10 protein-coding genes are annotated in these 12,665 nt (G+C 67.5%); all 10 read left to right on the forward strand.

Features of this window, described 5'->3' with window-relative positions; translation table 11 throughout:
• Nucleotides 1–270 precede the first annotated feature (270 nt).
• On the forward strand, nt 271–384 hold the full coding sequence (locus FAZ69_RS29820) for a potassium ABC transporter ATPase (RefSeq protein WP_136898692.1): 114 nt from the start codon (nt 271–273) through the stop codon (nt 382–384).
• The gene (locus FAZ69_RS29825) at nt 381–473 is read left to right on the forward strand and encodes a potassium-transporting ATPase subunit F (protein ID WP_136898693.1); all 93 of its coding nucleotides are present in this window, start codon (nt 381–383) and stop codon (nt 471–473) included. Before FAZ69_RS29820 ends, FAZ69_RS29825 begins: the two co-directional genes overlap by 4 nt.
• Nucleotides 470–2,275 carry a potassium-transporting ATPase subunit KdpA gene (kdpA, locus tag FAZ69_RS29830; RefSeq protein WP_136898694.1) on the forward strand — a complete coding sequence of 602 codons (1,806 nt, stop codon included), beginning with the start codon at nt 470–472 and terminating at the stop codon, nt 2,273–2,275. The genes FAZ69_RS29825 and kdpA overlap by 4 nt, the downstream gene beginning before the upstream one ends.
• A 36-nt stretch (nt 2,276–2,311) precedes the next feature.
• Complete coding sequence (gene kdpB, locus FAZ69_RS29835; RefSeq protein ID WP_136898695.1) at nt 2,312–4,396, forward strand: potassium-transporting ATPase subunit KdpB; 2,085 nt, start codon at nt 2,312–2,314, stop codon at nt 4,394–4,396.
• 25 nt (nt 4,397–4,421) lie between these two features.
• Nucleotides 4,422–5,000: a potassium-transporting ATPase subunit KdpC gene (kdpC, locus tag FAZ69_RS29840; protein WP_136898696.1), complete on the forward strand. Its 579-nt coding sequence runs from the start codon at nt 4,422–4,424 to the stop codon at nt 4,998–5,000.
• A 106-nt stretch (nt 5,001–5,106) separates the two neighbouring features.
• On the forward strand, nt 5,107–7,947 hold the full coding sequence (locus tag FAZ69_RS29845) for a DUF4118 domain-containing protein (RefSeq protein WP_136898697.1): 2,841 nt from the start codon (nt 5,107–5,109) through the stop codon (nt 7,945–7,947).
• Entirely contained in the window at nt 7,944–8,642 is a 699-nt protein-coding gene (gene kdpE / locus FAZ69_RS29850; protein ID WP_136898698.1) for a two-component system response regulator KdpE, read from the forward strand. Before FAZ69_RS29845 ends, kdpE begins: the two co-directional genes overlap by 4 nt.
• A 263-nt stretch (nt 8,643–8,905) precedes the next feature.
• Complete coding sequence (locus tag FAZ69_RS29855; protein ID WP_136898699.1) at nt 8,906–9,523, forward strand: DUF4126 domain-containing protein; 618 nt, start codon at nt 8,906–8,908, stop codon at nt 9,521–9,523.
• 68 nt (nt 9,524–9,591) lie between these two features.
• The gene (locus FAZ69_RS29860) at nt 9,592–12,096 is read left to right on the forward strand and encodes an ABC transporter permease (RefSeq protein ID WP_136898759.1); all 2,505 of its coding nucleotides are present in this window, start codon (nt 9,592–9,594) and stop codon (nt 12,094–12,096) included.
• Between the two features lie 46 nt (nt 12,097–12,142).
• Nucleotides 12,143–12,553, forward strand: a complete 411-nt coding sequence (locus FAZ69_RS29865; RefSeq protein ID WP_136898700.1) for a group II truncated hemoglobin — start codon at nt 12,143–12,145, stop codon at nt 12,551–12,553.
• Nucleotides 12,554–12,665: the final 112 nt, after the last annotated feature.

The following is a 12,665-nucleotide window of genomic DNA, read 5'->3' on the forward strand; positions in this document are numbered from 1 at the left end:
GATCAGCAGATTCCATCAGGGACAGAGGCGTTGCTGTCGCCTCCTCAACAGTCCGGATGTATGGCCGCAATCTCAATCCCATCTGCCGATCGTTCGCGAAGGCCTTGCAAAACGGGGGCGTCCATGTATGGGAGAGGATCGCTCAGGCTACCTGAGCGCCCCTATCCCGTTTACGGATTTTTTATATGCCCCCGGCGAGCTTTGACCAGCCCTTTACGTCCGTTGGCATAACGTTCCGGTTGTCCAAAATCCGTAAATGGAGAACACAAAATGGATGTGGTGTACGTCGGCGGTCTGGTGCTTTTTGCAGCGCTGACCTTTGCGTTGATTGCCGGCTGCGACAAGCTGTTCCAGTCGCGGCGCGGCCAAGGGGAACGGCCATGAACTGGATGCTCTGGTTGGCGGGGGCGGCCACGGCGCTCTTGTTTGTCTATCTCGTGTATGCACTTCTCTATGCGGAGGATATTGAATGAACGCGAACAATATCCTTCAATCGGCGCTTTATATCGTCGTCCTGCTCGCATGCGCGGTGCCGGTGTCGAAGTACCTCACGCGCGTCATGGACGGCACTTCGGGCGTCGTGCGCCTCTTCGGTCCGCTCGAACGCGTGCTGTACCGCGTCGCGGGCGTCGATCCGCAGGCGGAGATGAGCTGGAAGCACTACGCGATCGTGACGATCGCGTTCAACGTGTTCGGCACGGTGTTCCTCTATTTGCTGTTGCGCGTGCAGGCCTTCCTGCCGGGCAATCCCCAGCAGTTCTCCGCGATGACGGTCGACGGTGCGTTCAACACGGCGGTCAGCTTCGTCACCAACACGAACTGGCAGGACTACACGCCTGAACAGGCGGTGAGCTATCTGACGCAGATGCTCGGCTTCACCGTGCAGAACTTCTTGTCGGCGGCGACCGGCATCGTCGTCGTGATTGCGCTGATCCGCGGCTTTGCGCGCCATACGGCGAAGACGATCGGCAACTTCTGGGTCGACCTCACGCGGGTCACGCTGTACGTGCTGATCCCGATGTCGGCGATTATTGCCGCGCTCTTGATGAGCCAGGGCGTGATCCAGAACTTCAAGGCTTACGAGGACGTCCCGGTCCTGCAGCAGACCACCTACAGCGCGCCGAAGACCGACGCGCAGGGCAACCCGGTCAAGGACGCCAAGGGCAACCCGGTGATGGCCGACACGCAAGTGACGAAGCAGACCATCGCGATGGGGCCGGTCGCGTCGCAAGAAGCGATCAAGATGCTCGGCACCAACGGCGGCGGCTTCTTCAATGCGAACTCGGCGCATCCGTATGAGAACCCGACGCCGTTCTCTAACTTCCTGCAGATTCTCGCGATTCTGATCATCCCGGCCTCGCTGTGCCTCGTGTTCGGCAACATGGTGCTCGATCGCAAGCAAGGCGTCGCGGTGCTCGCGGTGATGACGATCGCGTTCTCCGTCTGCGTGGTGGGCGAGATCAACGCGGAGCAGTCGGGCAACCCGGTGTTCGCGTCGCTGAACGTCGACCAGTCGGCTGGCGCGCTGCAGGCGGGCGGCAACATGGAAGGCAAGGAAACGCGCTTCAGCATCGCGCAGTCGGGCATCTTCACGGTCGCGACCACGGCGGCATCGTGCGGCGCCGTCGACAACACGCACGACTCGCTGACGCCGCTCGGCGGCCTGATCCCGATGCTCCTGATCCAGCTCGGCGAAGTGATCTTCGGCGGCGTCGGCTCCGGCATGTACGGGATGCTCGTGTTCGCGCTCCTGGCGGTGTTCGTCGCGGGCCTGATGATCGGCCGCACGCCCGAATACGTCGGCAAGAAGATCGAATCGTACGAGATGAAGATGGTGTCGATCGTGATTCTGCTCACGCCGCTGCTCGTGCTCGTGTTGACCTCGATCGCGGTGCTCACCGATGCCGGCAAGGCCGGCATCGCCAACCCGGGCGCGCATGGGTTCTCCGAAATTCTCTATGCGTTCAGCTCGGCGGCGAACAACAACGGCAGCGCGTTCGCGGGCTTGTCCGTCAATACGCCGTTCTACAACTGGCTGACGGGCATCGCGATGTGGTTCGGCCGTTTCGGCACGATCGTGCCGGTGCTGGCGATCGCGGGTTCGCTCGCGTCGAAGAAGCGCATTGCGGCGACGAGCGGCACGATGCCCACGCATGGGCCGCTCTTCGTGGTGCTGCTGCTCGGTACGGTTCTGCTCGTCGGCGCGCTGACTTATGTGCCTGCGCTGGCGCTCGGCCCGGGTATCGAACATCTGCTGATGATGTCGAACCACTAACCCAGGGTCACGAAAAAAGAGCATTAGAGGATTCCAATGACTCAACATTCTGCAACACGGTCGATGTTCGATCCGGCGCTCGTGCGTCCGGCGATCGTGGATTCATTCAAGAAACTGACGCCGCGTCACCAGTTGCGTAACCCGGTGATGTTCTGCGTCTACGTCGGCAGCGTTCTGGCGACGATTCTGTGGTTCGCGGCGCTCGCGGGCCAGGCCGAAGCGCCCGCGGGCTTCATCCTCGCGATCGCGCTGTGGCTCTGGTTCACGGTGCTGTTCGCGAACTTCGCCGAGGCGCTCGCCGAAGGCCGCTCGAAGGCGCAGGCTGCGTCGTTGAAGAGCGCGAAGCGCGACGTGACGGCGAAGAAGCTCAACGAGCCGCATCCGAAGGCGCCGATCCGCGTTATCTCGGCGACCGAGCTGCGCAAGGGCGACATCGTGCTCGTCGAAGCGGGCGACACGATTCCGGCCGACGGCGAAGTGGTCGATGGCGTCGCCTCGGTCGACGAATCGGCGATCACGGGCGAATCCGCGCCGGTGATCCGCGAATCGGGCGGCGATTTCTCGTCGGTGACGGGCGGCACCCGCGTGCTGTCGGACTGGATCGTCGTGAAGGTCACGGTGAACCCGGGCGAGGCGTTCCTCGACCGCATGATCGCGATGGTCGAAGGCGCGAAGCGCCAGAAGACGCCGAACGAGATCGCGCTGACCATCCTGCTCGTCGCGCTGACGATCGTGCTCTTGCTCGCGACCGCGACGCTGCTGCCGTTCTCGATGTTCTCGGTGGAAGCCGCGAAGGCAGGGCATGTGGTGACGATCACCGCGCTCGTGGCGCTGCTCGTGTGCCTGATTCCGACGACGATCGGTGGTCTCTTGTCCGCAATCGGCGTGGCCGGCATGAGCCGCATGATGCAGGCGAACGTGATCGCGACTTCGGGCCGCGCGGTCGAAGCCGCGGGCGACGTCGACGTGCTGCTGCTCGACAAGACCGGCACGATCACGCTCGGCAACCGCCAGGCGTCGACCTTCGTGCCCGCCCCGGGCGTGACCGAGGAAGCACTCGCCGATGCCGCGCAACTGTCTTCGCTGGCCGACGAGACGCCGGAAGGCCGCAGCATCGTCGTGCTGGCGAAGCAGCGCTTCAACATTCGCCAGCGCGACATGGCCTCGCTGCACGCGGAGTTCATCGGCTTCTCGGCGCAGACACGCATGAGCGGCGTCGACCTGCCCGGCCGCGAGATCCGCAAGGGCGCGGCCGATGCGATCAAGACCTACGTCGAAGCCAACGGCGGCCGCGTGCCGAGCGAAGTGACGAGCGCGGTCGCCGACGTCGCGCGGCGCGGCAGCACGCCGCTCGTGGTGGCGGAGAAGGGCGAAGGCGCGGCGCGCGTGCTCGGCGTGATCGAGCTGAAGGACATCGTCAAGGGCGGCATCAAGGAGCGCTTCGCCGAGCTGCGCAAGATGGGCATCAAGACCGTGATGGTGACGGGCGACAACCGCCTGACCGCCGCCGCGATCGCGGCCGAAGCGGGCGTCGACGACTTCCTCGCCGAGGCCACGCCGGAGGCCAAGCTCAAGACCATCCGCGCGCACCAGGCCGAAGGGCGGCTCGTGGCGATGACCGGCGACGGCACCAACGACGCCCCGGCGCTCGCGCAAGCCGACGTCGCGGTGGCGATGAACACCGGCACGCAGGCGGCGAAGGAAGCGGGCAACATGGTCGACCTCGACTCGAACCCGACCAAGCTGATCGAGATCGTCGAGATCGGCAAGCAGATGCTGATGACGCGCGGCTCGCTGACGACCTTCTCGATCGCCAACGACGTCGCGAAGTACTTCGCGATCATCCCGGCGGCGTTCGCGACGACCTACCCGCAGCTGCGCGTGCTCGACATCATGCATTTGACGTCGCCGTCGTCGGCGATCCTGTCGGCGGTGATCTTCAATGCGCTGATCATCGTGGCGCTGATCCCGCTCGCGCTGAAGGGCGTGAAGTACCGTCCGCTCGGCGCCGCGTCGCTGCTGCGCCGCAATCTGCTGGTCTACGGCCTTGGCGGCATCCTGCTGCCGTTCCCGTTCATCAAGCTGATCGACATGGTCCTGACGGCGTTCGGCTGGGCCTGAACGGCATAGTTTGAGGAAGACAATCATGAAGACATTGTTCCGTCCGCTGATCGTGATCTTCGCGGTGCTCGCCGCGATCACCGGACTCGCTTATCCCGCCGTGATGACCGTGATCGGGCAGACCGTGTTCGCGAAGCAGGCGAACGGCAGCCTCATCGAGAAGGACGGCAAGGTGGTCGGCTCGTCGCTGATGGGCCAGCAGTTCGACGCGCCGCAGTACTTCTGGGGGCGTCTGTCGGCCACGACGCCGATGCCGTACAACCCGCTGAACTCGGGCGGCTCGAACACGGGCCCGACCAACCCGGCGCTCGCCGATGAGGTCAAGGGCCGCATCGCCGCGCTGAAGGCGGCGGGCACCGACGTGAGCAAGCCGGCGCCGGTCGATCTCGTGACGTCCTCGGGCAGCGGCCTCGATCCGGAGATCAGTCCGGCGGCGGCGCAGTACCAAGTCGCGCGTGTCGCGAAGGCGCGCAACATGTCCGAAGCCGACGTGGCCGCGCTCGTCGACAAGTTCACGCAGGGCCGCCAGCTCGGCGTGCTCGGCGAGCCGCGCGTGAACGTGCTCGAGCTGAACCTCGCGCTCGACGAAGCCAAGCGCGGCTGAACCCGCTTCGCGAGAGAAGGCGGCGCTGCCCACGGGCGGCGTCGCTTTTTGCCATTTGTAAGCGTTACGAACACAATAACGACATCGCCTGCACGAGCCCACACGCATGAACCGACCCAATCCCGATGAACTGCTCGACAAGCTCCAGCGCGACGAGGAAAAGCGCCAGCGCGGCAAGCTGAAGATCTTCTTCGGTGCGTCCGCGGGCGTGGGCAAGACCTACGCGATGCTGCAGGCGGCGCGCCGTCGCAAGGACGAAGGCGTGGACATCGTCGTCGGCATCGTCGAGACGCACAAACGCGAGGAGACCGCCGCGCTGCTCGAAGGGCTCGACGTGCTGCCGCTCCAGCAGATCGAGTACCGCGGCCGCACCATCGGCGAGTTCGACCTCGATGCGGCGCTCGCCAGAAAGCCGCAGCTGATTCTCGTCGACGAGCTCGCGCACTCGAACGTGCAGGGCGCACGGCATCTCAAGCGCTGGCAGGACGTGCACGAATTGCTCGACGCGGGCATCGACGTCTACACGACCGTCAACGTCCAGCACCTCGAGAGCCTCAACGACGTGGTGGGGCAGATCACCGGCATCCGCGTCTGGGAGACCGTGCCCGACCGCGTGTTCGACATGGCCGATGAAGTCACGCTCGTCGATTTGCCCGCCGAGGAGCTGCTCGACCGGATGCGCGAAGGCAAGGTCTACATGGCGCAGCAGGCTGAGCGGGCGGTGCGCAACTTCTTCCGCAAGGGCAACTTGATCGCGCTGCGCGAGCTGGCGCTGCGGCGCACGGCCGACCGTGTCGACGCGCAGATGCGCGAGTACCGCGCCGACCGCTCGATCCAGCGCATCTGGCAGGCGCGCGAGCGGCTGCTCGCCTGCGTCGGCCCCGGCGAGGAGGCGCCCGCGCTGGTGCGCGCGGCGGCGCGCCTGGCCGCGAGCCTGAAGGCGGACTGGATCGCTGTCTATGTCGAAACGCCGAAGCTGCAGAAACTGCCCGACAAGATCCGCGAGCGCACCTTGAACGCACTGAAGCTCGCCGCCGAGCTCGGCGCCGAGACCGCGACGCTCGCCGGCAACGACGCCGTCGCCGCGCTGGTCGGCTATGCGCGCGTGCGCAACGTCTCGAAGCTGGTCGCGGGCGGCTCGTCGCGCGTCGGCTTCAACCGCTGGCTCAAGCGTCCGATGGGCGAGAAGATCGCCGAGCAGGCGGGCGACCTCGACGTCACGCTGATCCGCGCCTTCGCCGAACGCGAGACGCGCGAGCAGGGCAGTACGCTCGACGCCGCGACGCGCGCTTGGCGCGACGCCCTGGCGGCCGGCGGCGAGCGCAGATCGCCGCCGCGCATGTACGCGTACGCGGCGGCGATCTGCGCCGCGATCACGGCGCTCTCGAGCCAGCTGCACGATCACATCGACCTGACCAACCTCGTCATGCTGTACCTGCTCGGCGTCGTGTTCGCGGCGGTGAAGCTGGGGCGCGGGCCGGGCGTCGTGCTGTCGTTCTTGTCGGTGGCGGCGTTCGACTTTTTCTTCGTGCCGCCGCGCATGTCGTTCTCGGTCTCCGACACGCAATACGTGCTGACCTTCTTCGGCATGCTGCTGACCTCGCTCGTGATCAGCCACCTGACCTCGAGCTTCCGCCGCGAGGCGTCCGTCGCGCGGCGCCGCGAGCGGCGCACCGGCGCGATGTACGCGATGGCGCGCGAGCTGGCCGCGGCGCTCACGACGGAGCAGATCGTCGAGATCGGCAGCCGCCACATGAGCGAGGTGTTCCGCGCGCGCGTCGCGATGCTGCTGCCCGACAGCGCCGACAAGGTGAAGCAGAAGGTCGAGGACCCGGACGAGAAGATCACGCTGCAAGGCAGCGAGCTCGACATCGACGTCGGCCAGTGGGTCTACGACCAGCAAAAGCCCGCGGGCCGCGGCACCGATACGCTGCCTGCCGCGCAGGCGCTGTATTTGCCGTTGAAGGCGCCGATGCGCACGCGTGGCGTGCTCGCCGTCATGATGCAGGACATGGGCGAGCTCGAAGTGCCCGAGCAGCAGCGCATGCTCGATACGTTCGCCGCGCAGATCGCCCTCGCGCTCGAGCGCGTCCACTACGTCGAGATCGCGCGCGACGCGCTCGTGAACATGGAGTCCGAACGGCTGCGCAACTCGCTGTTGTCGGCGATCTCGCACGACCTGCGCACACCGCTGACGTCGATCGTCGGCTTCTCGTCGATGCTTGCGCAAAGCCGCGAAGCGAACGCCGCGCCGCAGCCGGGCGACGACCTCGTCGAGGCGATCCACGAGGAAGCGCTGCGCATGACGGGCATCGTCACGAACCTGCTCGACATGGCCCGCCTCCAGTCGAGCGGCCTGCAGCTGAACCGCCAATGGTCGCTGCTCGAGGAGACGGTCGGCGCGGCGCTGGGCGCTTGCAAGCGCGTGCTCGCGCAGCATCCGGCGCAGGTGAAGCTGCCGCCCGATCTGCCGCTGCTGCAGCTCGACGTGGTGCTGATGGAGCGGCTTTTCGCCAATCTGTTCGAGAACGCCGCGAAGTACACGCCCGCCGGCACGCCGCTTCTGATCGGCGCCGAGCGCATTGAAGAGGACGGCAAGCCGTTCGTGCGCGTCACGATCGACGACAACGGCCCCGGCCTGCCGCCCGGCATGGAAGCGCGCGTATTCGAGAAGTTCACGCGTGGCGAGAAGGAATCGGCCAAGCCGGGCATCGGGCTGGGCCTCGCGATCTGCCGGGCGATCGTCGACGCGCACGGCGGCACGATCGGCGCGTTCAACCGCACCGCGGGCGACGGCAGCGTGGCCGGTGCGCGTTTCTGGTTTACGCTGCCGGTCGAAACGCCGCCGCCCGAGCCCGATACCGGGGAGTCACCGGAATCCGCCGAACCTGCCGCGGCAGCCGGTCTCGCTCATTCCTCCGACAACAACCCGAACCGCCAGCCATGAGTGAGCCGACCGTCACCGTTGTCCTGATCGAGGATGAAAAGCAGATTCGCCGCTTCGTGCGCGCCTCGCTCGAAACCGAGGGAATCGCCGTCTTCGACGCCGAAACCGGCAAGCAGGGGCTCGTCGAAGCGGCGACGCGCAAGCCCGATCTCGTGATCGTCGATCTGGGCCTGCCCGATACCGACGGGCTCGACGTGATCCGCGAACTGCGCGGCTGGTCCGAGATGCCGGTGATCGTGCTGTCGGCGCGCACCCAGGAGACGGAGAAGGTCGCCGCGCTCGACGCCGGCGCCGACGACTACCTGACCAAGCCGTTCGGCGTCTCCGAGCTGCTCGCGCGGATCCGCGCGCATCTGCGCCGCCGCAACCAGGGCGGCGCGAGCGAGTCGCCGCAAGTGCGCTTCGGCAACGTGTCGGTCGATCTCGCGCTGCGCCAGGTCTGGCGCAACGGCGAGGCGGTCCACCTGACGCCGATCGAGTACCGGCTCCTCGCGACGCTCGTGCGGCACGCCGGCCGCGTGCTCACGCACCGGCAGCTGCTGCGCGACGTGTGGGGGCCGTCGCACGTGGAAAGCAACCACTATCTGCGGATCTACATGGCGCATCTGCGGCAGAAGCTCGAGACCGATCCTGCCCAGCCCGAGCACATCGTGACGGAGACGGGCGTCGGCTACCGGCTGGTGGGCGCGGTCTGACCGGTTTCCCGGAGACTTTCCCGAGCCCGCGCCCGGCGAGCCGGGCGGCGGTTTTGCCGTCCGGGCGTTGCGTTCACGCGACGCATGCGGATGGCGAATCGGCGTGGCTATAATGAAGCCGATTCCATCTTGAAATAGTCCCGCGCATGGCTTGCGCGGGTGGCAGCGTCGCCGGCCCTGGCCTTGTCGAGCGTCGCGCTGAATGCTGCCGAAGCTGCCCGCCGCGCGAAGCCGGCAGCCGGCGGTTACGCAAGGAGGGGGCAATGCTAGACGCACTTTCGCTCGGAGCCGGCCTGTCGTGGGCCAGCGGCCTGCGCCTCTACTTGACCGTTTTCCTCGCCGGCGTCCTGCAGCGCTTCGGCGTTATCCACCTCCCCGATACGCTGGCCGTCCTGTCGTCGCCCTGGGTGATCGGCGCGGCGGCCGTGCTGACCGTCGCCGAATTCCTTGCCGACAAGGTTCCCGCCTTCGATTCGCTCTGGGACGCGGTCCACACCTTCATCCGCATCCCGGCGGGCGCCTTGCTCGCGGCCGGCGCGCTCGGCCATGCCGATCCGGCGCTGTTGACCGTCGCCGCGCTCGCGGGCGGCACGCTGGCCGGCTCCGCGCATCTGGCGAAGGCAGGCACGCGCGCGCTGATCAATTTGTCGCCGGAGCCCTTCTCGAACTGGGTCGCCTCGTCGGCCGAGGACGGGCTCGTGTTCGTCGGGCTCGCGCTCGCGCTGCTCGTGCCGGTGCTGTTCCTCGCGCTGATGGCGGGCTTCCTGCTGTTCGCGAGCTGGGTGCTGCCGCGGCTGTGGCGCGGCGTGCAGGGCGGTTTTCGCGGCATGGCGACGCATATGGTCTCCCGGCTCGGCTCGTTCGGGAGCAAGCACGATTGAGCCGGCCAACCCTCGCATCCGGCAAGAACCGTCTTTCCTTCGCCGATCTCGTGCGCCAGTCGTGGCGCATGACGGCGCGCGACTGGCGCGCGGGCGAGTTGACGATGCTGCTCTTCGCGCTCGTGCTGGCGGTGGCGGCGCTCGCGAGCGTCGGCTTTCTCGCTGACCGGCTGCATCAGGGGCTCGAGCGCGACGCGCGGCGGATGATCGCCTCCGACTTCATCGTGCGCGCCGATCATCCGGTCGATGCGCAGTTCGCCGCCAGGGCGAAGGCGCTCGACTTGAAGACGGCGACGACCATCATCTTCGCCAGCATGATTTCGTCGCAGGAAGCGGCCGACAAGGACGCGCAATCGATTGCTCGGCTCGCCGCCGTGAAGGCGGTGACGAGCACGTATCCGTTGAGAGGCGCGCTGCGCATCGCTGCCGGGCCCGATGCGCCCGATCGTCCCGCCGGCGGCATTCCCGCGCCGGGCACCGTCTGGGTCGACGCCCAGCTGCTCGAGGCGCTGCATGTGCGCGTCGGCGATCCGGTGGAGGTCGGCACGCGCACGTTCACGATCGCCGCCGTCATCACGCGCGAGCTCGACCGAGGCTTCGCGTTCGTCAACTTCGCGCCGCGCCTGATGATGCGCGAGGACGAGCTCGCGTCGACGGGCCTGATCGGCTACGGCAGCCGCGTGACCTACCGGCTGCTCGTCGCGGGCGGCGATGCGGCCGTCGCGCAGTTCGCGGCGTTCGCCCATGAGCGCGTCGACGGCGGCAAGATGCGCGGCGTCGCGCTCGAATCGTTGCAGGACGGCCAGCCGCAGGTCCGGCAGACGCTCGATCGCGCCGGCCACTTCCTCACGCTCGTCGCGCTCCTGACCGCGCTGCTCGCGGCTGTCGCGATCGCGATGGCCGCGCATCGCTATATGCGGCGCCATCTCGACGGCGGCGCGGTTCTGCGCTGCCTGGGGCTCAGCCAGGGCGCGCTGCGCGCGCTCTTCGCGCTCGAATTCCTGCTGCTCGGCCTGGCGGGCGGTGTGCTCGGCGTCGCGCTCGGCTACGGGGGGCATTGGGCGCTGCTCGTCTGGCTCGGCAGCCTGATCGACGTCCAGCTGCCACAGCCGAGCGTATGGCCCGCGCTCGAAGGCATCGCGGCCGGGCTCGTGCTGCTGCTCGGCTTCGCGCTGCCGCCGCTCCTGCCGCTCACGCGCGTGCCGCCGGTGCGCGTGCTGCGCCGCGAATGGGGCGAGACCGCGCGCATCGCGTGGCTGGCGTATGCACTCGGCATTGCGCTCTTTGCCGGACTGCTCGTGCTCGCGGCGGGCGAGCTGAAGCTCGGAGGCATCGTCGCGGGCGGCTTCGCGGCCGGCATGCTGGTGTTTGTCGGCATTGCGCGCGCGGTGCTCTGGAGCGCTGCGCGCATCGCGCGCAGCGAGCGCGTCAACGCGGGGATCGGCTGGCGCTATGCGCTCGCGTCGCTCGAGCGGCGCAGCGCCGCCAGCGCGCTGCAGATCACGGCGCTGGCGATCGGCCTGATGTGCCTGCTGCTGATCGCGATCACGCGTGACGACCTCGTCGCCGGCTGGCGCAAATCGACGCCGCCCGACGCGCCGAACGAATTCATCATCGATATCCAGGCCGACCAGAAGGCAGCCGTCGAGCGGTATCTGGCGTCGCAGGGGATTCTCGGCGCCGCGCTCGAGCCGATGGTGAAGGGCCGTCTCGTCGCGATCAACGGCAAGCCGGTCGATCCGGGTTCCTACAAGGAAGACGATGCGAAGCGCCTCGTCGATCGCGAATTCAATTTGTCGTACCGCACGACGCTGCCCGACGACAACCGCATCGTCGCGGGCGACTGGTTCGGCGATACGGCGAAGCCGCAGATCTCGATCGAAGAGGGGCTCGCGAAGCTGATCCACGTGAAGAACGGCGACATGCTGCGCTTCGACGTGACGGGCCTGCCGATCGATGCGCAGGTCACGAGCGTGCGCAAGCTCGACTGGGGGTCGTTCAAGGTCAACTTCTTCGTGCTGATGCCGCCGGCCGCGCTCGAGCGCTTCCCGGCGACTTACATCACGAGCTTCCATCTGCCGACCGGGCGGCGGGCGGTGATCGACGGCCTGATCGCCGCCTACCCGAGCCTCACCGCCATCGACACCGGGCCGATCCTCGCGCAGATCCAGCGCGTCGTCTCGCAGGTGATCGGCGCGGTGCAGTTCCTGTTCGCGTTCACGCTCACGGCCGGCGTGCTCGTGCTGTACGCGGCGCTCGCCGGCACGCGCGACGAGCGTATGCGAGAATCCGCGCTGCTGCGCGCGCTCGGCGCGTCGCATCGGCAGGTGCGCTCGGTGCAGGTGGCGGAGTTCGTCGCCGTCGGCGCGCTTGCCGGGCTGATGGGCGCGATCGGCGCGCAGGCGCTCGGCGTGGTGCTGGCGACGCGCGTCTTCGAGTTCTATCTCGACTTCGATCCATGGGTGCTGCCCGCCGGGGTGGCGGCCGGCGTGGCGTGCGCGGGCGTCGGCGGCTGGCTGAGCCTGCGGCATGTGCTGCGGCGACCGGCCGCGCAGTCGCTGCGGGATGCGTGAGCGGCGCGGCAGCCCCGGCGATCACTTTTTTCTCTTGGCTTACCGTATGACCGATCTCGACGACGAGGCCCCGTCACAGCCGACGGCCTTCGATCTGGTGGGCGGCGAGGCGCGCGTGCGCGAACTCGTCGACCGCTTCTACGACCTGATGGACCTCGAGCCCGAATTCGCGGGCATTCGCGCGCTGCATCCTCCGACGCTCGACGGCTCGCGCGACAAGCTCTTCTGGTTCCTGTGCGGCTGGCTCGGCGGCCCGGACCACTACATCAGCCGCTTCGGCCATCCGCGGCTGCGCGCGCGGCATCTGCCGTTCGCGATCGCGTCGTCCGAGCGCGACCAGTGGTTGCGCTGCATGGCGTGGGCGATGGAGGGCGTCGGCATCGACGACGCGTTGCGCGAGCGGCTGCTGCATTCGTTTTTCGACACGGCCGACTGGATGCGCAACCGGCCGGGCTGACGCGCGGCACGCCGGCCTGAAATTGGCCTGGGTCGTCAGCCGGTACGGCTTTGCCGATATCGGCCGAATGGCTGATCTTTCGACGTGAATCGCGGCTCGGCATAATGGCTTT

This window comes from Trinickia terrae, from assembly GCF_005144415.1.
Classification (GTDB): domain Bacteria; phylum Pseudomonadota; class Gammaproteobacteria; order Burkholderiales; family Burkholderiaceae; genus Trinickia_A; species Trinickia_A terrae.